The sequence below is a fragment of the Proteus mirabilis ATCC 29906 genome (assembly GCF_000160755.1).
Taxonomy (GTDB): domain Bacteria; phylum Pseudomonadota; class Gammaproteobacteria; order Enterobacterales; family Enterobacteriaceae; genus Proteus; species Proteus mirabilis.
On the sequence record NZ_GG668576.1, the window covers coordinates 236,801 to 260,236 of the forward strand.

Sequence of the window (23,436 nt, forward strand, 5' to 3'; positions counted from 1 at the left end):
ATAGATTGATTAAGCCCGTGTTTTGTTTGGTGACTTATTTAGAATAATTTGCGCTAACCCTATACACGATTGGTATATTATTCGATTTTTTAAGGAAGTCATAGGGTATTTGCTAAATTATCTTTGGTAAAACTAAAAATTAGGAGGGAACTCAAGAAATTTTATTCAAGGATTAACATCTTATTCACTTTATTTTCTTAACTTTTCGTTTTGCCAACAGAAATTAATCATCTGTTAACACTTCCTAAGTAAAGTTAGCTAAATGTATTTTTGATACAACTTAATGCTAACTTGAATTAGCTTTTCCTTATAAAATGGCAGATCCCATACAAAGACGAATGGAGTTTTGAAACATTCGCTTACCTATTAAGTGGTATTGATATGTATCAATAAGGGTTATCCACTATCTTTTATCATTTTCATTAATAAAAATAGTTATGTGAGAATGATATGTCTATAAAAAAACAAGAAAAAAGGCTTGCTAATCAAGAGGGGATGCCATTAACGCGTCGTCATTTTGTACAAGCCAGTGCAGCATTAGTGAGTATGCCTTTTTTCGCACAAAATGCACAGGCCAATCTTGATAAAAGCCTACCTATTGCCAACATTGATGAGAAACCTGCTACTGTCGTCGCAACATGTAGCACCTTTGACTGTGGTGGTAAATGTGATATCCGAGCTCATGTTAAAGAGGGGATTGTTACCCGTATTACCACAAGACCAGATGCTGATTTAGATGAACAAATGCCGATAATGAGGGCCTGCGTAAGAGGTAGAGGTTATCGTAAATTCACTTATCATGCGGATAGACTTAAATATCCCATGAAACGTGTGGGTAAGCGCGGTGAAGGCAAATTTGAGCGTATCTCTTGGGATGAAGCAACCTCTTTAATTGCTGATAATGTAACACGATTAACTCAACAGCATGGTGCAGCAAGTCGTTTTCTTACGGTAAATACCGCCGTCACTGGGGGGATCTTCTCTGGTGATACTATGATGAAAAAACTCTTTAATCTCACAGGAGGATATCTTCCTTATTATCACTCAGTGAGCTTAGGGAATACCGCTAAAGTCACACCTTATACTTATGGCGTATCTAAAACAGGAAGTTCTCTTGATACTTTAGCGGATACGCCTTTAGTTATTTTGTGGGGACATAATCCCAACGAAACCATTTTTGGTCACACCAATCACTATTTTCAAAAAATGAAAAATAATGGGACCAAATTTATTGTTGTCGATCCTCGTTATTCAGATACAGCCCAATCTTTAGCTGATCAATGGATCCCATTACTTCCTACCACAGATAATGCACTGATGGATGCAATGATGTATGTCATTGTGACCGAAAATTTACATGATAAAGCGTTTATCGATAAATATGTGCTAGGTTTTGATGAAGATCATATGCCTGAAGGGGTGCCAGCTAACGAATCATTAATGGCTTATTTATTAGGGAAAAAAGACGGTATAGCGAAAACCCCAGAATGGGCGACAAAAATCACACGAGTCCCAGCCAATACTATCCGTCAATTAGCACGTGAATATGCGATGACAAAACCCGCGGCCTTAATTCAAGGTTGGGGGCCACAACGTCATATTTGTGGTGAACGTACCGCCCGTGGTTCAACGTTATTAGCAGCAATTACTGGGAATGTGGGTAAAAAAGGCGCTTGGGCGGCTGGATATGGCGGAATTGGTAACCGTCAATCTATTCGTGGTCCTAATATTGGCAAAAATCCGGTAACTGCACAAATATCCATTATGAATTGGATGCAAGCTGTTGAGGATGCGAGCAAAGTGACGCCAGAAGATGGCCTTATTGGCGTCGATAAACTTGATAGTAATATCAAAATGATCTTTTCTTTAGCGGGTAACTATCTTGTCAATCAAAACCCTGATGTTAATGCGGCAGCTAAGTTACTTGAAGATGAATCTAAAGTAGAGTTTATCGTTGTTAGTGATCTATATATGTCTCCGTCAGCCAAATACGCAGACTTAGTTTTACCAGAAACGAGCTTTTTAGAGCGTTGGAATATCGGTAATACATGGGGAACGGGCAACTATTTCTTACTGTCAGAAAAAGTCGTTGAACCTGCTTTTGAAAGACGTTCTGATTATGAATGGATCAGCGATGTTGCTGAGAAAATGGGAGTCAAAGAGGCTTTTACCGAAGGACGAACAGAAAAAGAGTGGATAGCTTATCTCGTTAATACTAACAAAGAACGCTTTAAAGATAGACCTGATTTCCCAACTTTTGATGAATTACTCAAGACTCGCCGCTATCTTTTCAAAGATGCACCTTTTGTTGCATTTGAAGAAAATATTCGTGATCCAGAAAATCATCCTTTCCCAACTCCATCAGGAAAAATTGAAATTTTCTCTAAACGTCTCTATGACATGAATAATGTCGATATTCCTGCATTATCTCATTATGTTCCTGCAATTGAAGGTCCAGAAGATAAATTGACCGAGAAATATCCACTACAAATGTTAACTTGGAAAGGAAAAAATAGAGCTAATTCAACGCAATATGCTAACCCTTGGTTACAAGAGGTACAACGCCAAGAAATGTGGATAAACCCTATTGATGCACAAAATAGAGGCATCAAAAATGGCGATATGGTGCGTATCTATAACGACAGAGGGATCACCCAAATACCCGCTTTAGTTACCGAGCGAATTATTCCTGGTGTGGTTGGTTTACAGGCGGGGGCTTGGTGGTCTCCTGATAAAGACGGTGTTGATCATGGTGGGTGCCCTAACGTTTTGACATCAACACGTATGACACCATTAGCCCATGGTAATTCACATTTAACCGTTTTAGTTGAGGTAACCAAAGCATGAGTGAATTCAAACAATATGCGCCTGTTAGCGATGAACAGCTTGGTTTTTTTATTGATTCTTCTCGTTGCTCAGGTTGTAAAGCATGCCAAGTTGCATGTAAAGATAAAAATAATTTAGAGGTTGGGCGCCGTTTTCGCCGTATTTATGAAATACAGGGCGGGGGATTTGCGCCTAATGGGCAAGGTGCATTTGAAAATAATGTCTTTGCATACACATTAACGATTTCATGTAATCACTGTGACGATCCTATATGTGTAAAAAACTGTCCAACAACAGCAATGCATAAACGCCCCGGAGATGGCATTGTCCGTGTTGATACCAGCAAATGTGTTGGGTGTGGTTATTGCTCATGGTCATGTCCTTATGGTGCACCACAAATGAATACTGAAACGGGACAAATGTCGAAATGTGATTTCTGCGTAGATTTATTAGCAGAAGGTAAAAATCCTATTTGTGTTGATACATGTCCATTAAATGCGATTAAGTTTGGAAAAATTAAAGATCTACGCGCTAAATATGGTCATTTAAGCCAAGTTCAAGGGTTACCTGATTTTACAATCACTCACCCTAATTTGGTCATTAAACCACATACTGGTGCAATTAAAAAAGGAGGGAACCAAGCATGAGTGAATGGCCATTAGTTACCTTTACTTTGTTAGTACAAAGTTCTGTTGGTGTTACTATTTTTACTACCCTCTATTTTTGTTGGTTAGAGAAAGAAATAGGTAATCAACGAGCAACACGCACTTTGCGCCCCGTATTACTGACAAGTGCTATATTGGGATGCTTAGGATTATTAGCCTCAACACTGCATATGGGATATCCGTGGAATGCGTTTCATGCCTTGCGCCATATATCATCATCATGGTTAAGCCGTGAGATTATCTTTGCTGCTCTTTACCTGGGCGCATTATGTTTATATACCTTGCTAGTACTAATAAAAGGTCATATGAATAAAACCCTCTTAGCCATTATCGGTTTACTGGGGTTAGTGGATATTTTCTGTATGGCTTCGCTTTATTACAGCACATCGATGATAACTTGGATGCATGTTAATACCTATTTTATGTTTATCGGCTCTGTTTTTTCTGCGGGAGCGGTGATCACATTATTAATCACTTCAATAAGGGTTAAAGCCTTTGCTGATGGCGAACTTGCTAAAAAAATAGTATTAAGTGCTTTAGTTGGTATTTTTCTTGCTGTGACTATCCGTATGGCAGAGCAACCACTTTATTTATCATGGATGTCAGAAATACAATTAACCAATGATGCAATTACTTTTCCTCATACCCCTATAATTGCGTATAATGAGACTTTCGGATTAAGAATATCTGCATGGATATTGTCTATTATCAGTATATTAATGATGGGATATAGCCTGTATAAATATCGTATAGCTGTATTTACTTCTGGATTATCTCTAATTTGGAGTAGTGGTATTGTCCTGTTAATTGCTGAAATACTTAACCGATTTGCATTTTTTATTGTTAAGTAATAGTAATGGAGTCATGAAGTATGAGGCGTTTTATTAGGGTAGATCTTCCTCCTGAACCTATCATTAATGATAAATGTGTTAGGAAACGCCTCAAACAAAGCCTTTGTGATAGCTGTTCAAAAGTCTGTCCTGTGGACGCTATCACTTTTAGTCTTTTGAACGTTGAAATAGATAATGAGCGTTGTTTCCAATGCGGTAATTGTCTATTTACTTGCCCTGTTGACGCTATAGAAAATATCTCCCCCCATGAACGTAGCTTTCAAGATAATCTATTAGTCATTAATCATGATGAACCACTGGCCAGTATTGAAGAGCTTTTGGTTTGGCATCGACAATATCAAATACGCGGTATGAAAATAGCGGAACCCTTGGTTGATAAGTGGCTGCCGATACTCGCACAACTTAATTTGCAATTAAAAACCTTACAAGAGCCTATTTGGCAATTAGTTTTAGTGGAGCCTGAACCGGTCGATAGTGGTCGTCGCTTTATGCTATTTCGACAAAAATTAGATGAAAAGCCACTTAATAAAGGTCACGTAAAAACAGGATTAAATGCAAGGAAACAGCTTTATCCGCAAGATAGCTGGTTCCATATTCAATTAGATAAAGAAAGTTGTATTCTTTGTTCTGCATGTGCCAAGGTGTGTGATGAAGGTGCAATCACAATCGAAGATAATCGCTTTATCATTGATGAAAAACGTTGCACCGGTTGTATGAACTGCCAAGTTGTCTGTTTTCCAAAATCAATAAAAGTCGTAGAACAAATTGCTAAAAATAGCACACCGACACATTACCATTATTATGATGCACAATGTGATAAATGCCGCCTTGCTTTTTTTGCTTGGGAGCCTAATGCCACCTTATGTCCGATTTGTACTCAGCATCAAAAACAGGGATGGCTATAACAGTGTTTATAATTTGTTCTATGCAAAAATAAATTTATCTCAATAACATCATTACTTAAATAAAATGACTATTTTTATGCGATAGTGATTGTTGATAAAGATCTCATTCATTTCTAAGTAAGGTGATATCATGATAAAAAATAATGACTTACCTGCTTTTATGACGCAAGTGGTTATTACTGAACCCGGTGGCGTTGATAAACTGCAATTAGAAAATAGCCCATTACCGTCATTGCCCCCTCATTATATGTTGGTAAAAGTTAATGCAGCGGGTGTTAATCGCCCTGATATTTTTCAACGTCAAGGTAGTTATCCACCGCCAGCCGATGCATCTCCTATATTAGGATTAGAGATTGCTGGGGAAGTGGTGAAATTAGGTGAACATTGTACAAAATGGGCAATAGGTGATCGTGTTTGTGCTTTAGTTGCTGGTGGCGGTTATGCTGAATATTGTTTAGTCCATGAAGATATCGCTTTACCGTCGCAAGGATTAAGCGATATTGAAGCGGCAGCATTACCTGAAAATTTATTTACTGTTTGGGCAAATCTATTTCAACTCGGTCAGTTAAAAGCAGGGGAATCGGTTTTGATCCATGGGGGCACTTCTGGGATTGGCTCTATGGCGATTATGTTAGCACACAATCTTGGTTGTGAAATTTACACAACGGTAGGTTCAAAAGAAAAAGCCGAAGTTGCCCAAAAATTAGGGGCTAATCATGTTATTAATTACCGTGAGAAAGATTTTGCTACAGAAATTCCTGTATTAACTCAAGGTAAAGGCGTTGATGTCATACTTGATATTATCGGCGGCGATTATGTGGAAAAAAATTATCAAGTTGCGGCGAAATTTGGCAGAGTGATCCAAGTTGGCATGATGAAAGGGGCCCCTAAAAACTTAAATATGATGCCACTGATGCTTAAGCGATTAATTCATACAGGTTCTACCATGCGTTCTAGAACGCCAGAAGAAAAAACGCATATAGCACAAGAATTAAAACAACAAGTATGGCCGTTGATTATCAAAGGTCAAATTAAGCCTATTATTAATGCGGTCTTTTCTTTACAAGAAGTTGCCAAAGCACATCAATTAATGGAGTCTGGTGACTTAATTGGTAAAGTAGTGCTTGAGATTGATATGAATAAATCACTGGTGTAGAGCTAAAATAAATTTATTTTATTTATTATAAGTTATAAAAGCATTCTCATTCTCAATCACGATTATTCTGAAAAAACACATAATAAAGATATTATGTGTTTTTTTATTCTCTATAAAAAATTTAAGAAGCTTTAATATGATCCTGTGCTTTTTGCGTCATTATAAAAATAAACCTCACTTAATAATCCATCTTATCTAAGATAAAAAATCACTTATTTAAAATAAAACAGATTTAAGTATCGACTATGGTAAAAATATTATAATAAGTTTTGAAAAATAGCATAAATCAAAATTGATAATGAAATTTATAAACTAATTAATAAAACTAAATCATTTATCATGAAAAAGTTAAAACTTTAGAACGAACTTGGAAAATCTTATCTGATATCAATAAAATAAAGAAGATTCTTACTCATCATGTAGTATATCATTTAAAAAGAGACTAATTATTTACGTAAAATAAACTCAATTCTGATTAAAATTGATAACAAAAATTTATATATAGGTGCGATGATGGCAAATCACAAAGAAACCTGTCTGAGTGCTGCAGAGCGTGTGTTTGATACCCGAACCGTGGATACCCTAACATGTTATCATCGAGAGATGGTAAAGATGTTGATGGATAGTGAGTCCTTTTATTCTAGTCCAAATAACTCACAGATAAATACTAATGAGAGATTAGAGAACAAAATAAAAAGCAATACCATTGAAAATAAAGCTGTGAAGGGATCTTATGGTGATATTTTAAATAATTTAAACCAGCAGCTAATGAATAATAAACCTGAGATTGAGCCTTATTTCTCACATTACAACTCTCCCGTCATGCGATTGGCGAAATTAGGCTACCTTTCTGCACTGGCCTATAATGCTGATAATGTTTTTAACAAACATTCACCCATACAAAAACAGCAAGAGCAAAAAATAACTCATGATTTGTGTAAACTAATCGGTTTTGAACCAGATAAAGCATTTGGGCATATTACCACCAGTCATGTTTTTGCTTGTTATGAAATTTTGTGGGCTTTGAGAAATTTAAAAACACTGCCGATGGCGATTGCACGTCATCCAAAATCAAGAGATCTGGTTGCAGATAAAAAAGCATTTGAGTTATTTAATATGTCTATCACTGATATTTTATCCATCAGTGAACAGCTATATGAGCGAGATATTTTTGATGATGTCAGCCATTTAACTTGTCGTGGCACCGGCATGACAAGAACGATGCATTTAGGTAAATTACTAGTACCGATATACCGCTTCGAATTTTGGAAGAAGGCGATGGATATCTTGGGGTTAGGTTATGATAATCTCATTGCCTTACCAATAGATGAAGAGTTTAAAACAGATATAGCTAAAACGCGTCATATTGTGCTTCGCTTAATAGAGCAGGGAGAGCCGATACTCGGTATTATTGGCGTGTTAGGCTCATCGACATACGGTAGCATTGACAAACTTAAGCCTCTTTTCGAATTACGTGAAGAGTGTGAAAAACAACATAACAACTCATTCTATATTCACATTGATGCATCCCAATTAGGCTATATGAAAAGCCTGTTTCTTGACGAAAATAATAGCATCATCCCTTATAACATATTGTGCGATAAACTTAAGCAAGAAGCACCTTTACTTGAGTTAACCTCAGATATTTATGATAGTTTTACTCAGCTATCAAGAGCTGATTCTGTTTCTTTTGAGCCATTTCAAGCGGGATTTTCTCCTTATCCTACGGGGATTGTTTGTATAAAAGATGCTCGATTAAGTCGTTTTCTCGCTAACCCGCCAAAACTGTGCCCAGAAGAGGGGAATATTCCCGATGAAATTGATGGGATCCAATCAGCACCTGCGGTTGCATCAATGTGGGGGATCCATCAGCTATATGCTTTTAATAATTTTGGGTATGGGCAATGCGCTCAAAATCAATGGGAAGCTAGAGTAAAACTGGAACAACAATTAAAACAAGAGAACGAATTTGAAAAATCGGGTATCTCTTATGCTATTCATATTTTGCCAGTTTCAGATTTTAATAAACTCACTTTTGCCATTGCTCTTAAAGGCAACCAATGTTTAAAAATACAAAATCAGCTAAATAATGCTATTTATAAAAATTTAGAAATAAAGAGCCAATATAAGCCAGATCTCAACCTATTAGTGCTGTGTGCTCGTAATAGCGATGATATACCTGCTCAGTTTTGTCAACAATGTCATTTAGGTAAAGATGAATGGAAGCAAGTTAACCACTTAAGTCTTTTACAATTAACGATAAAAAACACTGATAAATGGAGTGAAGAGCATATTAAAGCAGGGTACGACTATATTAAAAAAGTTGTCCTATCTGCATTAAAATAGCTATTTTGTTCTATTTATTATTTAACATAGTAAAAGTTAGCAAGGAAAAGGTTGCTAACTTTTTTAGTTTACCCTTATAAAAGTGACGCTGTCACTAAAGTTACTCCTTCCTTTGCTTGTTTCGTTTGTCTAGCTCCTTATTTTCGTTATAAATAGCACATAAAATCAAGCTCGAGAATGAGAATCATTCATAATTAGGCGTGAATGATAGAATGTAACTATAGATAAATCATATTGTTACTATTCCTTATGATAGATAAAAGTAAATAGATATATCTAAAACTTGATCATTTAGATATATCGGATTATATTGGTCATCAATGATTTCGATATATCTAAAAAATGAGGGAATATTATGATGATCCAAGCGTTACATTCGCTTTATCAACAACACACCGATAATGGTGGTCATGGCATCGGACGTTGTGGTGGTAAAGGTAAACACAGAGGACAACACCACAATGGCAATAATGAACATTGTTGTCATGGTGAAAGAGGCCATCACCAAGAAGGTCATGGCAAATGTTGCCAACAGGGTGAGCAAAGTCATGAGCATAATGATCATGCCGAACATGGCTGTTGTCACGGTGAAAAACAGCAAGAGCATGGTAAACGACATGGCCGAGGTTGTGGTGCTGGTAAAGGAAAAGGAAGAGGCCAAGGTCGTCAATTAAAACGTATGTTTGACCATGGTGATTTACGTGTCCTTTTGTTGAGTATGATTGCGGCAAAACCTAGCCATGGGTATGAAATTATTCGAGGAATAGACGAAGCATCTTCAGGACTATATGTACCAAGTCCAGGGGTTATATATCCAACACTGACACTATTAGAAGAGCAAGATTTAGTTGTTGCTAATATCGCTGAAAAAGGCCGTAAAAATTATAGTATTACGCCAGAAGGTTCAGCATTTTTAGCAGAAAACCAAGAAACAGAAAAAAATATTCAAAATAAACTGGCTTATGCACGTGATTTATCACAAAACGCAGGGGGAGTTTCTGAGGAAATCGAATTTGCGGTAGGAAAATTAAAAGCGGTATTACGTCATAAGTTAGTATTGAAACAACTTTCTGTAGAAAAAGCGCAACGCATTGCTTTTATACTTAATGAAGCAGTCGAAAAAATAGAAGCCATTAATGAGGCATTAATCTCTGAGGTAAGGGAAGATGAATAAAACAGAAACACCATTACGGAACAGAAGCAAAAATAATGATATTGAAAAAGAAGAGCTAGAAAATAATCCAGCCGTCAAAGAGCAAATTTGTCCTAAAATGCCAGTATCCTATTTTCGACGAGCGTTACGAAAAACAGGTAGACTATGATAATGCTAGACAGAGGCTATCCATATGCTATAGCTTCTGTCGTTTTGAGCATGCTGCCTCGCATATTTCTTTTATCATGTCATCATTTTTTTCAACGCACTGTTTTTTCAAATAGTTCTCACTACTAATGAGACACTTTATAACTATTTCAGTGGTTTTTTATTAGTTTTTTATTATAAGTTGTGAGACTCCTCGCTTTTTTATTCTTAGTTCATTACTTGCTGATTTTATTGATACTGTTATTTTTTAATTTGTCATAATATTCGAGATACCATTGATATATGGTAAAACCAAAATGCTACCCATGCATCTATATGAATAAGATGATAGATAAGATAAATAAGATGACAGATAAGATAAACAGTACCTATATGCCTTACAAACATTATAAAAATAGCATAGCAATATTATTTCTCGCCTCTGCCTTGCTACCTAGATTTTCTGTGGCTGAACCACTCACTCATTTACCTCAAAAAGATCGCATTTCTTATTTTGCTCAAGCGGAGAAAATGGCCATCACTGGTGTGGCTATCAAAACCAAACCCGTTTTAGCCAGACCTGCAAAAGAAGGGGAAGTGATCACCACTTACATAAAAGGTGAAGGGGTTGAAACTATTTCGGAGCCAGCCAAAGCGGGTGATTGGGTTGTACAAAATATTTGTCCAGCAACAGGTAATGAAGAAATTCTGGTCAGAAAAGATAAATTTGCTCAGCGCTATAATCTGGCTGATGCAGACAAAGCGAAAAGCATCACACCGATAAGGCAAGGCTATCAAGTTTTTATCCCTAAAGGGATTGAAATGAATTATTTTATTGTTCCAAAACAAACCGCTGAGTTTGCAATGGAAGCGCCTTGGGGAGAGCTACAACGTTTTCAAGCCGGTGATGCAGTTGTACAATCTACCACCGATAAACAAGATATTTATCGGATCCAACAGGCCGCTTTTAAATGCACTTATACTATTTTAAAAACCGCCAAAGAGATTTGATCTGTATATATGTGATAAAAAGCGCTAAATTGAAAAAATAATTGTTACTTTTTATAGAGTTAATTTTATAGTTTTACTGCTAAAAATAGCAATAATTAGCTTTTTTTGTCATTAAATCGTGTTTTTTTGTATTTTTTTTAGTCATTTGCGTTAGTCGCTACATTTCGTTAATCTATCTCTATCAATTTATTAAACTCATTAGGTAAAACCTATTGATATGATAGTAGGAATGTATTAGATATTCTCAATTGGAATAGGTACATTAGATTCATACCAAACAGGAGGAAATACAATGTCTTTAATTAATACCCCAATCAAACCATTCAAAAACATGGCATTTAAAGACGGTCAATTCGTAGAAGTGACTGAAAAGGACGTCGAAGGCAAATGGAGCATTTTCTTCTTCTATCCAGCTGACTTTACCTTTGTTTGTCCAACAGAATTAGGTGACTTAGCTGATCATTATGAAGAATTCCAAAAAATGGGTGTAGAAATTTACTCTGTTTCTACTGACACTCATTTTACTCATAAAGCATGGCATAGCAGCTCAGAAACTATCGGTAAAATCAAATATGGCATGATCGGTGACCCAACTGGCGCATTAACTCGTAACTTTGAAAATATGCGTGAAGCGGAAGGTCTGGCAGATCGTGGTACTTTCGTTGTTGACCCACAAGGTATCATCCAAGCAATCGAAATTACTGCTGAAGGTATTGGCCGTGATGCAGCTGACCTGTTACGTAAAGTAAAAGCGGCTCAATATGTTGCTAGCCACCCAGGTGAAGTTTGCCCAGCAAAATGGAAAGAAGGTGATGCAACTTTAGCTCCATCACTGGATTTAGTTGGCAAAATCTAAAAAATTCTAAATAAGAATCAAGCCACTAAAGAAGCTACTAACGTAGTTATTTATCGGGTGTTTCGGCACCCGATTTTATTGAGGGTGCAAAAATGTTAGATAATAATTTAAAAGCTCAACTGAAAGCTTACCTAGAACGATTAACCCAGCCAGTTGAGTTAGTTGCAACATTAGACGACAGCAAACATTCTGCTGATATCCAAGCCTTATTAAAAGAAATTGAACCGTTATCTGATAAAGTCACATACCGTGAAGATAACAGTGCTAATGTGCGCAAACCATCTTTTCTTATTACCAACCCAGGGAAAACAACTGGCGTTCGTTTTGCAGGCTCGCCATTAGGTCATGAGTTTACTTCTTTAGTATTAGCATTATTACAAACCGGTGGTCATCCATCTAAAGAAGCCCCAGAATTACTTGAACAAATTCGTCAGTTAGACGGTGAGTTTCATTTCGAAACCTATTATTCGCTCTCTTGTCATAACTGCCCTGATGTTGTTCAGGCATTAAACTTAATGGCGATTTTAAATCCGAACATCACCCATACGGCGATCGACGGAGGCATGTTCCAAAATGAAATTCAGGAACGTAATATCATGGGCGTTCCTGCGGTATTCTTAAATGGCAACGAGTTTGGCCAAGGTCGTATGACTTTAGCTGAAATTGTTAGCAAAGTAGATAGCAATGCAGAAAAACGCACTGCAGAGTTATTAAATAAAAAAGATGCCTTTGATGTTTTGATCGTCGGAAGCGGCCCTGCGGGGGCGTCAGCGGCAGTATATGCTGCACGTAAAGGCTTAAATACAGGTCTTATCGGTGAACGTTTTGGTGGACAAGTTCTCGATACTGTTGATATTGAAAACTATATCTCTGTACCTAAAACAGAAGGTGCAAAATTAGCTGGGGCTTTAAAAGCTCATGTTGATGATTATCAAGTTGATGTCATTGACAGCCAAACTGTCAGCCGTTTAATTCCGGGAGCAGCGGAAGGTGATCTACACCAAATTGAAACCGCATCTGGTGCGATTTTAAAAACCCGTAGCTTAATTATTGCCACGGGTGCGCGCTGGAGAAATATGAACGTACCGGGTGAAAACGAGTACCGTACTCGCGGTGTAACATACTGCCCACATTGTGATGGTCCTCTATTTAAAGGTAAAAGAGTGGCTGTTATTGGTGGTGGTAACTCGGGTGTTGAAGCTGCCATTGACTTAGCGGGTTTAGTGGAGCACGTGACCGTACTAGAATTTGCCTCAGAAATGAGAGCCGATGCTGTTTTACAAAAGAAACTGCGTAGCTTAAGTAATGTCGATGTTATCTTAAATGCCCAAACAACAGAAGTATATGGAGATGGTACTAAGTTAACAGGACTGAAATATAAAGATCGCACTAACGATTCAATGCATGATATTGTCTTAGCGGGTATTTTCGTCCAAATTGGTTTACTGCCAAACACACAATGGTTAGACGGAACTGTTGAGCGTAATAAAATTGGTGAGATCGTGGTTGATTCACGTGGTGAAACCAATATTAAAGGGGTATTTGCTGCGGGTGACTGTACAACTGTTCCTTATAAACAAATTATTATCGCCGCAGGTGAAGGTGCAAAAGCCTCATTAAGCGCATTTGATTACTTAATTCGCACAACTGCAAAATAAGTAAATCAAAGATAATCAATAAGTTATAGAGAAAGGCGTCTTTTTTAAGATGCCTTTTTTTGTATATAAAATCATCAAGAAGGGCTGAAAAGTGGCCCTAAGTGTTCAAGTGTGGACAATATGTGGACACTCTAAACCAGTAATTCTGTACACCCTTTCAAGGGGTTATATTGAATGGCATCTTGTAAGAAGTATGTAGATAAGCCATATCATTTTTTGAGTATTAACGTTTATTCACTAATTCATCAGGAATATAAGCTTTATACATTGACAGTATTTGTTCGCCTAATAAGTATTCATTCTCAAAACTATGGGTAAGAAGGTATGTTTTTTCTTCAAGCCATTTTTTATTGTCTCTATTTTGGGCTAATCCTATCTGAATGGCTTTTGAGCTTTGTAATAGCTCTTTCTGACTATAATAATAATTCATTATTAACGAGACTTCTTGGGGTTCAAGAAGATATATCTGAGGTAGATAAATAGTATATACATCATCTCTTAGCGAGTTTAGAATCATCAATCTTATGCCAGCAAATACATTGAGTTCAACAAGACTAGCAGTGCAGATTTCTGCTTGGCACTTTTCTTTATCAAAACCTGCATTTTTAGTTCCTTCTAAAAGTCTTAGATTTGATTGATTATATGAAATCTCATAGGCGAACATTGTTCTTATATTATTTCTTTCATTTTCTCTATTTTCTTTGTCTCTATCTGCTATGTTATTTTGAGTAGAAATATGAAAATACAATGATGCTAATATTCCTAATACCATCACAAAAGTACTCCAATTAAATACATAAACTCTTACTTTTGATGGGTGCATATTCTTTTCTCCAAGCTAATAAGTTAACTAATATTAACTTATTTATTGTTTTACTTGGAGTCCTAGCAATAACTGTAGTTCGGGCAATTCACCCGATATTAAAAATCTACACGAAAGGGGCTTAAAATTGCCAGTATGGGGGATTTTTGGAGACAATATAGAAATTGGGAGAAAACATTTGGCGAGGTTTTAGAGCATAAAAAGGGTCAGCAAATAATTTCAACGATGTCATTAAGTGAAAATCAGGAACGTTTGATACCTGAATTTAAAGCTTTTGCCGAAAAAATGGGGTTGGATTTATCACCTAGCTAAATATGATCAATGGTAATGAATGGTATGCGACTGAGTTATAGTGATGAAGTGATTTAGTTTAATGATAGTAGGGTGCAGATTTCATCCAAAAAAGATGAAATAACTAATTTTGAAGAAGTTAAGAAGAAAAATATTGAGAAAAAGAGAGATATAGTTATAGATAATGCGAATGGGTTAAGGGAAAATATTAAGAAATTTGATTAAATAAGTAGGTAAATATGAACTTAAAGCTCTGTACCAACATATTTCTAACGGTTTTTGTCATATTAGCCGTATCAGCTTTAATAGTTTGTTGGAATGATATAACAGTAAAAGAAGTGTGGTCTAACTATATTAGTAAACCAGATCCATGGGTTGGCATTTTTACAAGTATAGGTGCAATTTTTACTGTATTTGTTTTTATAGTGACCGCATATGCATCTTTAAAATCAGGAGAAAGTGCAAAGATTGCTGCTAAAGCATTAGAGCTATCGCGCGAGAGTAGTCGAAGAGATGATTTTATTAAACAATTTACTTTATTACTTGAACAGCATAACAGATCTCATGATGCTTTAGCTAAGAGTATAGATTCAAATAATGGGCAATTAATATCAAATAGTAGTAGTTTTATTCAGTGGGGAATGACATTAAAAGAAGCTTCTAAAAAATTATTTCAACACTATCAATATAGTCCATACATGAGAATATTATATAGAAATCTAAAATATATCAATGAGAGTTTTTATCTTGAATCGGATGATAATAAATATATAGAAGAGAAAAAACAATATACTGCTATTTTAAGAAGTATCATTAGAAATGATATTCTTTTTTTTGTGGCAATAAATGCTAAAAATGAAATGAAGATATTTAGAAGATATGAGGAAATGTTAAAGAATTTTTCTTTTTTTGAACATATTATTATTGACGATATTGGCACAAAAATAAAATTTAATATTGAAGAAAAGAAAAATGTTTTTAGTTTAAATATAAAGAAATTGTTTGAGTTCTATTTAAATGATTACCTTAATAAAACTGTCTACGCCAGAACAACACTGGAAGATAAAAGTATTATTAATGAAGGGGTTGTGCTAGAGAGTTCATTTGTTTATGAAGTGATGAGGGATTTTTCTCTTTGGCAATACAATTTGTTCAAGGAGGATTTATTAAGAATAATTGAATGCTATTATTCTTATTTGAAAAATTTGCAAAATAAATATTTCACATTGAATGATAGTTATTATTTATATAAAGGCAAGAAAACAGGGTGGGTAAATAATAGTAAAGATGAGAATCTCATCTTAAAAGATGAAATTATTCTGAATGATGGTTTTTCTATTTCTCTAGTTGATGAATTAGAAGATATTTTAGAAGGAAAGATTAATTGCAATAATAAAGTGATTAATTTAAATAAAGATATTTTTTTTAAAAAAGAAGAAGATATAAATTATCAGAGTTTTGAATATATAAAAAAACAATGCATTAAAATTAATTTAAAAAAGGAAGAATTAAATAATTATTTTGAAACGTATGATGATATGTATTTGAATATTTTAAATTATGTCATTAAAGAAGTTAATGAAACAGAACTATTTAAAAAAATGAACGAAAAATTAAAGATTGATAGTACTGGTACAATTTTATTTGAAAAATAATAAGTGAAAAAATCATGCAATAAAGTGTAAAAAACGCAAGATCAAAAAAGGGTCAAAGTTGCTCGAAGGCGACAGATATCACGGGCTTTTGTGGTACTCATGCAGGTACATAAAAACCGATACATTTAGTGAGCGGGCGTGGCGGGGTCACGATTGCGTTTTGAGGGGGGCGAAAACATTATTGCTCGCAAATTTCCAGCACGTAGAGCGATTAAAACAAGAAAAAGTTACCTAGATATTTGTAATACCTGGCTTTGTAACGGTTCCAACTCATTACGAATGAAAATCTTTGCTGCTTTTTCAACATCACCAAAGATACCAGTATGTTGTAGAATGATCCCCATCATTTGTGGTGATACGCGATGCGTGGTTAACAATCGTCACGGCTGACATTATTAATATTGAGAAATTCATCTTTTGCCGCTGGAATAACTTGCACGCTGTCTTTCCTGCCGTTCGGCACGTGGATAAACAGGTTGCGGAAATTGCCGGGACCTTTTGAGTCTTTCATTGCGTTACGGATTTTATTAATGTCGCTTTGGTTTTATGAGGCATCACTAACGTATAGAATAAATCCGGCATAGCTTCCATTGCGATAATATTTAACACGAAACAAGGTTACTGCTTCATTCAGTAGCACTGACATTGTAGCTATCAGATATTATGATAAATATATGGTTATAAAATAAAGATATTACTTAGTGTTTCTAAAGTTTAAATATATTGATCTTTTTATTCTAATGAGAGAGATTATTAATGTAACTTCAATCTTTATCACATATTAAATAAAAGGTTATAACAATGAATATTGATGATGAGTTAACTAGAAAAATTCTTGACCCAATTCATGGCATTATACGAATGACAGCTCTGGAATTTAATTTTATTAATCATCCATTATACCAACGTTTACGGAATATTAAGCAAAATTCTTTTTTATATAAAGTGTTTCCTTCTGCTGTTCATAGCCGTTTTGAGCATTCTCTTGGGGTTCTTCATTTATCAAATGAGATTCTCAATAACTTGTATCTTAATGCTATTCTTTATGATAAAAAATATAATGATGGAAATGTTTTTTGTGATATAAATCATATTCCAAAGCATAATGTTCAAGAATTAAGGCTAGCTGCATTACTGCATGATATTGGCCATGGGCCAATGTCTCATCAGTTTGATAGCTTCATGCCAAATAAAACAGAATTAATGAAAATTTTAGATGAAAAATATTACGATATTTTAAATTTATTGGAGAAACCTGATGACAAAGTTGAACATGAATATATGTCACTAATCTTTTGTTTGATCATTTTTAATGACCTAGAAAAAGAAGGAAAAATAAATAATGAAATAAAAATAGAGAACGTATTTAAAATTATAGAGAAAGAATATGGAAATAAGCAAATCATCGAGAATATTAATGGAGAGAATATTGATATTCTTCCTTTAATGACATCTATTATTTCATCATGTCCAATTGATTCTGATAGAATGGATTATTTACTTAGGGATAGTTATTTTTCTGGAGTAAAGTGTGGAATCTATGATTATAACCGTTTGTTTATGTCTATAGTACCTGTTAAAGAAGATGCTAAATTATTCCTTGCCTACAAAGAGAGTGGAATTGATTCTATAGCCGAATTTATTAATGCAAGGTCTAGTTTATTTGCTCAGGTTTATTACCATAAAACCAATAGAGCATTTTCATCTATGCTAAATAAATTATGTGATAACATGTTAGCAGAATATAGAGAGAATCTAATTATTTCAGAGCTTTATGATGAGGATACCACTAGTTCTAATACTGATAGTAGTGAAGCGTTGATTAAATTCTATCTTGACTGTAGTGATGATTATTTTTTGAATGAAAAAATTGCAGAATGGATTGATTTAACTGAAACAGAAAATAAAAACGCAAAAATCTTAGATGATATTATCAATAGGCATCCTTGGTCAAAGGTCTATGAAGCTAAGCATTATATTAGAAATATAAAAATTACAGATAGAGATGATGGATATTTAAGAAAAAATTTACAAAAAAAACTATCAGAGATATTAGATTTACATATAGAAAAACATTTGTATGCAATTGATATTGTTTCCGATACAGCATTTAAAGATATTAATAAAACTGAGGTTAAACTATTGATTAAAAGTATTAATAATAAATATGAAATAAAAAAAATAGTAGATTGCGATGATAAATTAAATCAATATCAAATTATAAAATATTTCATTCGTGTCTTTATTGATCGTGATGAAAAAGATAAAATACCACCTGAATTACTTAATGAAATTAATGACGTTGTAATGAGGGAAATAAATAAAGAACCATAAAGTTCATATATTTACTATGCATAATTTGAATTATTTTTCTTTGGAAAAAACTTTAAAAATTTTATAGTAAATTGTTAACAAGAAAAAACACTTCCATCCATTGAAAAATAATGACTAATCTTGATATAGGTTGACAACTTTTCAGGTATAAAATGCTCGATGAACCTCATCGGGCGTTTTATAGTTTAATAATAAATGGGGTCGCCTTTCATTATAAATCTGTATTGATTCGTCAACCAATCTCCGGATTGAAGTGTCTTGTGAACATGGCAAGCAGAGATCTAGGTGTTATATCAAAAAGGGATAATGGTGTTCTTTAATTGTTTGAATGCTCTCAATATAGCCCAAAAAATGGTAAAATAATTTCTCAAAACAAAAGCCGTTTTCTGCCTATTTAATTTTTAAGCAATTTAACCATTTCAATTAATATACTTTTTACATCTATTTTTCTTTGTTCAAGAAAAATGCTATTCAAAATTTTTAAGCAATCTATACTATTATTCCACTACTTAAATAATCTATAAGGAAATTGATTGATATGAATCTAAAAAAGAGATGTTTTAGACAAATTGCTCCTGCGCTTATTTTTTCTTTATTAACAATTGGTGCTTTCTCGGTAAATGCGAATATTGATGTTCGCGATGAAACCTTATTTGAAGCACATCAGCGTTTTAAAACACAAATTATAAATGATAGTTTTGACAATACTGAAGCACCTTGGGAAGCGCCAGCAGAAATATTCAATGTAGTTAAATATCCCACCAAACTAGGTGATATGTATGCTTATTTAACCCCTCCGCCGGCGAATAAAAAAAATAAACTACCTGCGGTGATTTGGCTGAATGGAGGATATGGTGGGATAGGAGGAGATGATTATTTTTGGACACCACAACCAGTTGAAAATGACCAAACAGGAGCGACGTTTCGTGATCCTAATATGGTACTCATGATACCTTCTTTTCGTGGTGAAAATACCAACCCTGGTCGCTATGAAATGTTTTATGGTGAATTAGAAGATTTAGACTCAGCCAGAGAATATTTAGCATCATTACCTTATGTTGATCCTAAACGTATTTACATAGTAGGACATAGTACTGGGGGAACGAGAGCATTATTGGCTAGTGAATACAGTGATAAATTCAGGGCAATATTCTCTTTAGGAGGAATACCTGATCTTAAACTACGCACAGAAGGGCGGATGATGGTTGAATTACCCTTTGATAAAAATAACGAAGAAGAATTTAATGTCCGTTCTGTATACCGCTATATTAAATCAATAAAAACACCAACATTTTATTTTGAAGGTCATGATTATTTTTGGGATGAATTCAATGAATTACGTGTGTTTGCAATGGAACAGGATATTCCTCTGAAAATTTATAATATAAAAAATGGAGACCATTTTAATATTATTGTCCCTGTTAGCCAATTAATTAAAGAGAAAATATTGCAAGATACTGATACAAATAAAGAAAGTAATATTCGATTCACTAACGAAGAAATTAAGTGGATCAATAAAATGGTGAAATAAATTTTAAAATAATAAAACTGCTCTATTATCAATTAGATAAAAGAGCGGTAGTATCTATTTTGAGCCGATATAGCGCGTCTAAATTTTCATCATATGTGCTTAAAAGTATTTAGAACTTTGTTGACAGTCTCTTTCAATTATCAAAACAGAAGATGCTAGAATTGTTTATACTGTCTTATAAACATATAGTTTTAGGTAAAAATATTAAGTATATTATATATGATATGAAAGAATACAATTTTAAAATAGAAAGGATTGAATATGAAAACTAAAATAGTTTATCAATGGAAGGAAAAAAGACGGGATAGACTCTCTTTTTTAGGGGCAGAAGTGGTTTTTTCTGTGTTATTTGGTATTGTAAACGGTTTAATATATATGTTATTTATGACCTTGTTACCTGATTCCGTTGAGAATGATCCTGATAAATTATTTTTCTACCAATTCTCTTTTAGTTCTTATGGTATAGTCGAATTCATATTATTAATAGCACAAATCTACGTATTTGCACTTATTTTAACTCAACGAGTAAGAGATTTTGGTTTCAAATATCCTATCACTATTGCACTGATCTTTACCATTGGCACCATGGTCCTTACGCCATATCCATTACTTATTTCTTCAGATACAATGGTGATAGTGCGTTTTATTTTATTATTAGGATACGTTATTGCATTATTATTACCATCTTCGAATAATGTTGAGTGTAATAACGATGAAAATAATAAGATAACCATACTAAAATAGTTAACTAATAAGTGAATTATCCTAAGTGTATCAGGCGTAATGGATACACTTAGGACATTATAAAAATAATATTATAATAGTGGTATAAGAAGAAAATATAAAAATAGTGAATAATAACTTCTATAATTGCAATATCTACAGTGACTAATGAGGTTATAATGGAAGGTGTTCAACTTAGGCTTGCGGAGCCTCATGAAGCAAAACGATTATGGTATTTAAGAAATAAAGCGTTACGTTTTGGCTGTCAACATGTCTATCCGCCCGATATATTAGCCGCTTGGACTCCTGATGAAATGCCTGACGGCTATAGACAATCTATTATTAATAATCCTTTCTATGTTATTGATGATAAAAAGTTGTCTATTCCCGTGGCTTCTGGTTTTTTAGATCTTAAAACTGGCTTTGCTGAAGCCATTTTTACATTACCGGAATGCATGGGAAAAGGATATGCAGGACTTATTCTTAAACAGCTACAATATGAAGCTAAACAAAGAAATTTTGTTCAGTTATTTTTAGATGCAACGCCTAATGCGATGCTATTTTATTTAAAACAAGGGTTCACTGTTTTAGAAGAGCGAGAGTACTATTCTAGCTTGGCTCAGGCAAGTTTACACTGTTATCGAATGTATATTGATTTATAAAATTTATAAATAGTGCCTTATTGACATAAAAATTATACCTAGCATTATAGAACAGAAAAAGTTGGGCTTAAAATGCGAAAATTTTTTATTTTTATCATTTTTTGAATTAGCTTTTATATTAACAATATCAGTTGGTAATTTTGCTAATGTTACGATATTGTAAATTATGACTATTTTTCTGGGGCACACACTATGCAAAATGTGTTGTTAACGTTATGGCCTTTATTTGCGTTAATTGCGCTAGGCGCTATTTTAAGAAGAAATAAAGCATTTGAACCTGCATTTTGGGTAGGGACTGAAAAATTAAATTATTTTTTACTCTTTCCTGCATTACTTCTCAATAGCTTGGCTAATGCTCCTTTATCTGATCCTCAATTACCTCACCTTGCTGGGGCTATTTTCTCAGTAGTCATTATTACCACTATTTTGTGTGTTATTTTTAAAAAAATAACCGGCTGGTCTGCTGGCCGCTTTGGTGCGATCGTTCAAGGCAATATTCGGTTTAACACTTATTTAGGTTTAGCTATTGTCGCTGATTTATTTGGCGTTGAAGGTTTAGGAATAGCTGCTTTGATATTAGCAACCTTGGTTCCTCTATCAAATGTGACTTCAGTGCTTTGTTTAACCGCAGGACAAAATGTAACTTTTCGTCAATTAATCTTCCCAATTATTAAAAATCCATTAATTATCTCTTGTGTAATAGGGATTGTAATCAATTTATCAGGAATAGGGCTTCCTTTTGGTAGCGATCAATTTCTAAAATTGTTAGCTGCGACTAGTTTACCTTTAGGGCTTATCTGTATTGGTGCGGCATTACATTTATCAACACTAAAAGCAGAAAGTAAAATGATTAGTATTAACACAGTGACTCGGTTGCTTATTGTACCGATAATTGCATATAGTGTTGCTAATTTTTTAGGTTTGTCTCCATTAGTTATGATGCTTTTAGTCATTTTCTTTTCTATCCCTACAGCCCCAACTTCTTATATTTTAACTCGACAGCTAGGAGGGGATTCTGAGCTAATGGCGGGGATCATTACTTCACAAACCATGCTTGCAGCAATTACCTTGCCGATCGTATTAAGTTTTTTAATTCCATAAATTTAAAGGAAATGCGACTAATATTATTTATCGTGGGTGATTTTTTATAGCATAGTGTCACTAAAAGTGTTCTTCTCTTAAATGTAATTTTAATTATTATATGGTTAATTTAAGAGGAAAATATGATGAGTGTAAAAATTAATCACAATGATATTTCTAGTTTACAGATATTAAGAATATCACAAGGAGAAAAAACAAAAGATGTGATGTCATTATGGGATAAAATAAAAGACTGGTTCCAATCAAACAAAAGAGAAAAAGCACTAAAAACAGTTGAAAATATTGTATATCAAGATCTATTTGATGACAAAAATCATTTTAAAATGCTATATCATGTTTTAATGCTAAAAACTATGGCTTCAGATGCATATAAAGAAAGAATAAAAATTGATATTAATGATAATGATAAAAATATTACGATTTCAATAGATAATTATAATATTTCTATAACGGATATAGACAATGAACAACTTAATAAAATGTCAACAATAATTAATGCATTTAATCGGCATTCATCAATTTTTTCTAATGAAATTGCATTGAAATGTCTATATGAAAAGTTAGATAAAAATGAGCTTAATGATCAAATTTTTGCTGAGTTGTATATTGAATTAGATAATAAAATACGTTCTGGTGAAATAGACTTAAAGCTTAATAAAAGTAACTTTAATCAAGTTAACTTTAGTGCTATAAGACAGCTCGTAAGCAAAGCGATAGAAAATGATAATACTAACTTAGATAC

Annotated in this window: 19 protein-coding genes and 2 pseudogenes; 19 read left to right on the top strand and 2 right to left on the bottom strand. The window is 34.0% G+C overall.

Annotation, left to right across the window (positions count from 1 at the left end; translation table 11 throughout):
* The first annotated feature begins 450 nt into the window (after window positions 1-450).
* The 11 genes from HMPREF0693_RS01105 (at window position 451) to ahpF (ending at window position 13,574) form a co-directional block, all read left to right on the top strand.
* Complete coding sequence (locus tag HMPREF0693_RS01105) at window positions 451-2,847, top strand: DMSO/selenate family reductase complex A subunit (RefSeq protein WP_004242829.1); 2,397 nt, start codon at window positions 451-453, stop codon at window positions 2,845-2,847.
* Window positions 2,844-3,473, top strand: coding sequence for a DMSO/selenate family reductase complex B subunit (locus tag HMPREF0693_RS01110; protein WP_004242832.1), 630 nt, complete (start codon window positions 2,844-2,846; stop codon window positions 3,471-3,473). The genes HMPREF0693_RS01105 and HMPREF0693_RS01110 overlap by 4 nt, the downstream gene beginning before the upstream one ends.
* Window positions 3,470-4,342: a dimethyl sulfoxide reductase anchor subunit family protein gene (locus HMPREF0693_RS01115; protein WP_004242835.1), complete on the top strand. Its 873-nt coding sequence runs from the start codon at window positions 3,470-3,472 to the stop codon at window positions 4,340-4,342. Before HMPREF0693_RS01110 ends, HMPREF0693_RS01115 begins: the two co-directional genes overlap by 4 nt.
* A 20-nt stretch (window positions 4,343-4,362) precedes the next feature.
* A complete protein-coding gene (locus tag HMPREF0693_RS01120; protein WP_004242836.1) occupies window positions 4,363-5,247 on the top strand; it encodes a 4Fe-4S binding protein in 885 nt (294 codons plus the stop codon).
* A gap of 130 nt (window positions 5,248-5,377) precedes the next feature.
* Window positions 5,378-6,403, top strand: coding sequence for an NAD(P)H-quinone oxidoreductase (locus HMPREF0693_RS01125; protein ID WP_004242837.1), 1,026 nt, complete (start codon window positions 5,378-5,380; stop codon window positions 6,401-6,403).
* 513 nt (window positions 6,404-6,916) lie between these two features.
* Entirely contained in the window at window positions 6,917-8,749 is a 1,833-nt protein-coding gene (gene disA / locus HMPREF0693_RS01130; protein WP_004242838.1) for a swarming inhibition tyrosine decarboxylase DisA, read from the top strand.
* Between the two features lie 355 nt (window positions 8,750-9,104).
* The gene (locus HMPREF0693_RS01135) at window positions 9,105-9,923 is read left to right on the top strand and encodes a PadR family transcriptional regulator (protein ID WP_017827809.1); all 819 of its coding nucleotides are present in this window, start codon (window positions 9,105-9,107) and stop codon (window positions 9,921-9,923) included.
* The gene (locus HMPREF0693_RS19070; protein WP_004242841.1) at window positions 9,916-10,071 is read left to right on the top strand and encodes a hypothetical protein; all 156 of its coding nucleotides are present in this window, start codon (window positions 9,916-9,918) and stop codon (window positions 10,069-10,071) included. Before HMPREF0693_RS01135 ends, HMPREF0693_RS19070 begins: the two co-directional genes overlap by 8 nt.
* A gap of 281 nt (window positions 10,072-10,352) precedes the next feature.
* Window positions 10,353-11,060: a hypothetical protein gene (locus HMPREF0693_RS01140; protein ID WP_026164688.1), complete on the top strand. Its 708-nt coding sequence runs from the start codon at window positions 10,353-10,355 to the stop codon at window positions 11,058-11,060.
* Between the two features lie 292 nt (window positions 11,061-11,352).
* Window positions 11,353-11,916 (top strand): alkyl hydroperoxide reductase subunit C, encoded by a 564-nt coding sequence (ahpC, locus tag HMPREF0693_RS01145; RefSeq protein WP_004242845.1) that lies wholly within the window; start codon window positions 11,353-11,355, stop codon window positions 11,914-11,916.
* Window positions 11,917-12,008: 92 nt separating this feature from the next.
* A complete protein-coding gene (gene ahpF / locus HMPREF0693_RS01150) occupies window positions 12,009-13,574 on the top strand; it encodes an alkyl hydroperoxide reductase subunit F (protein ID WP_004242847.1) in 1,566 nt (521 codons plus the stop codon).
* 223 nt (window positions 13,575-13,797) lie between these two features.
* On the opposite strand, the gene HMPREF0693_RS01155 is transcribed toward ahpF, so the two are convergent.
* Window positions 13,798-14,397, bottom strand: coding sequence for a hypothetical protein (locus tag HMPREF0693_RS01155; RefSeq protein ID WP_004242848.1), 600 nt, complete (start codon window positions 14,395-14,397; stop codon window positions 13,798-13,800).
* Window positions 14,398-14,532: 135 nt separating this feature from the next.
* On the opposite strand from HMPREF0693_RS01155, the gene HMPREF0693_RS18855 reads away from it, so the two are divergent.
* Window positions 14,533-14,709, top strand: coding sequence for a hypothetical protein (locus HMPREF0693_RS18855; RefSeq protein WP_004242849.1), 177 nt, complete (start codon window positions 14,533-14,535; stop codon window positions 14,707-14,709).
* Between the two features lie 218 nt (window positions 14,710-14,927).
* Window positions 14,928-16,343 (top strand): putative phage abortive infection protein, encoded by a 1,416-nt coding sequence (locus HMPREF0693_RS01160; RefSeq protein WP_004242856.1) that lies wholly within the window; start codon window positions 14,928-14,930, stop codon window positions 16,341-16,343.
* Window positions 16,344-16,570: 227 nt separating this feature from the next.
* Here HMPREF0693_RS01160 and HMPREF0693_RS19385 read toward each other — a convergent pair.
* Window positions 16,571-17,004, bottom strand: a pseudogene (locus tag HMPREF0693_RS19385) (phage portal protein); the annotation flags it as partial.
* Window positions 17,005-17,144: 140 nt separating this feature from the next.
* Here HMPREF0693_RS19385 and HMPREF0693_RS01170 point away from each other — a divergent pair.
* The 6 genes and pseudogenes from HMPREF0693_RS01170 to HMPREF0693_RS19075 form a co-directional block, all read left to right on the top strand.
* The gene (locus tag HMPREF0693_RS01170) at window positions 17,145-18,677 is read left to right on the top strand and encodes an HD domain-containing protein (protein ID WP_004242860.1); all 1,533 of its coding nucleotides are present in this window, start codon (window positions 17,145-17,147) and stop codon (window positions 18,675-18,677) included.
* 538 nt (window positions 18,678-19,215) lie between these two features.
* Window positions 19,216-20,208 (top strand): alpha/beta hydrolase family protein, encoded by a 993-nt coding sequence (locus HMPREF0693_RS01175; RefSeq protein ID WP_004242863.1) that lies wholly within the window; start codon window positions 19,216-19,218, stop codon window positions 20,206-20,208.
* A 261-nt stretch (window positions 20,209-20,469) separates the two neighbouring features.
* Complete coding sequence (locus HMPREF0693_RS01180) at window positions 20,470-20,952, top strand: hypothetical protein (protein WP_004242866.1); 483 nt, start codon at window positions 20,470-20,472, stop codon at window positions 20,950-20,952.
* A gap of 158 nt (window positions 20,953-21,110) precedes the next feature.
* Window positions 21,111-21,593, top strand: coding sequence for a GNAT family N-acetyltransferase (locus HMPREF0693_RS01185; protein WP_004242867.1), 483 nt, complete (start codon window positions 21,111-21,113; stop codon window positions 21,591-21,593).
* Between the two features lie 192 nt (window positions 21,594-21,785).
* Window positions 21,786-22,694: an AEC family transporter gene (locus HMPREF0693_RS01190; RefSeq protein WP_004242868.1), complete on the top strand. Its 909-nt coding sequence runs from the start codon at window positions 21,786-21,788 to the stop codon at window positions 22,692-22,694.
* 122 nt (window positions 22,695-22,816) lie between these two features.
* Window positions 22,817-23,436, top strand: a pseudogene (locus tag HMPREF0693_RS19075) (hypothetical protein); the annotation flags it as partial.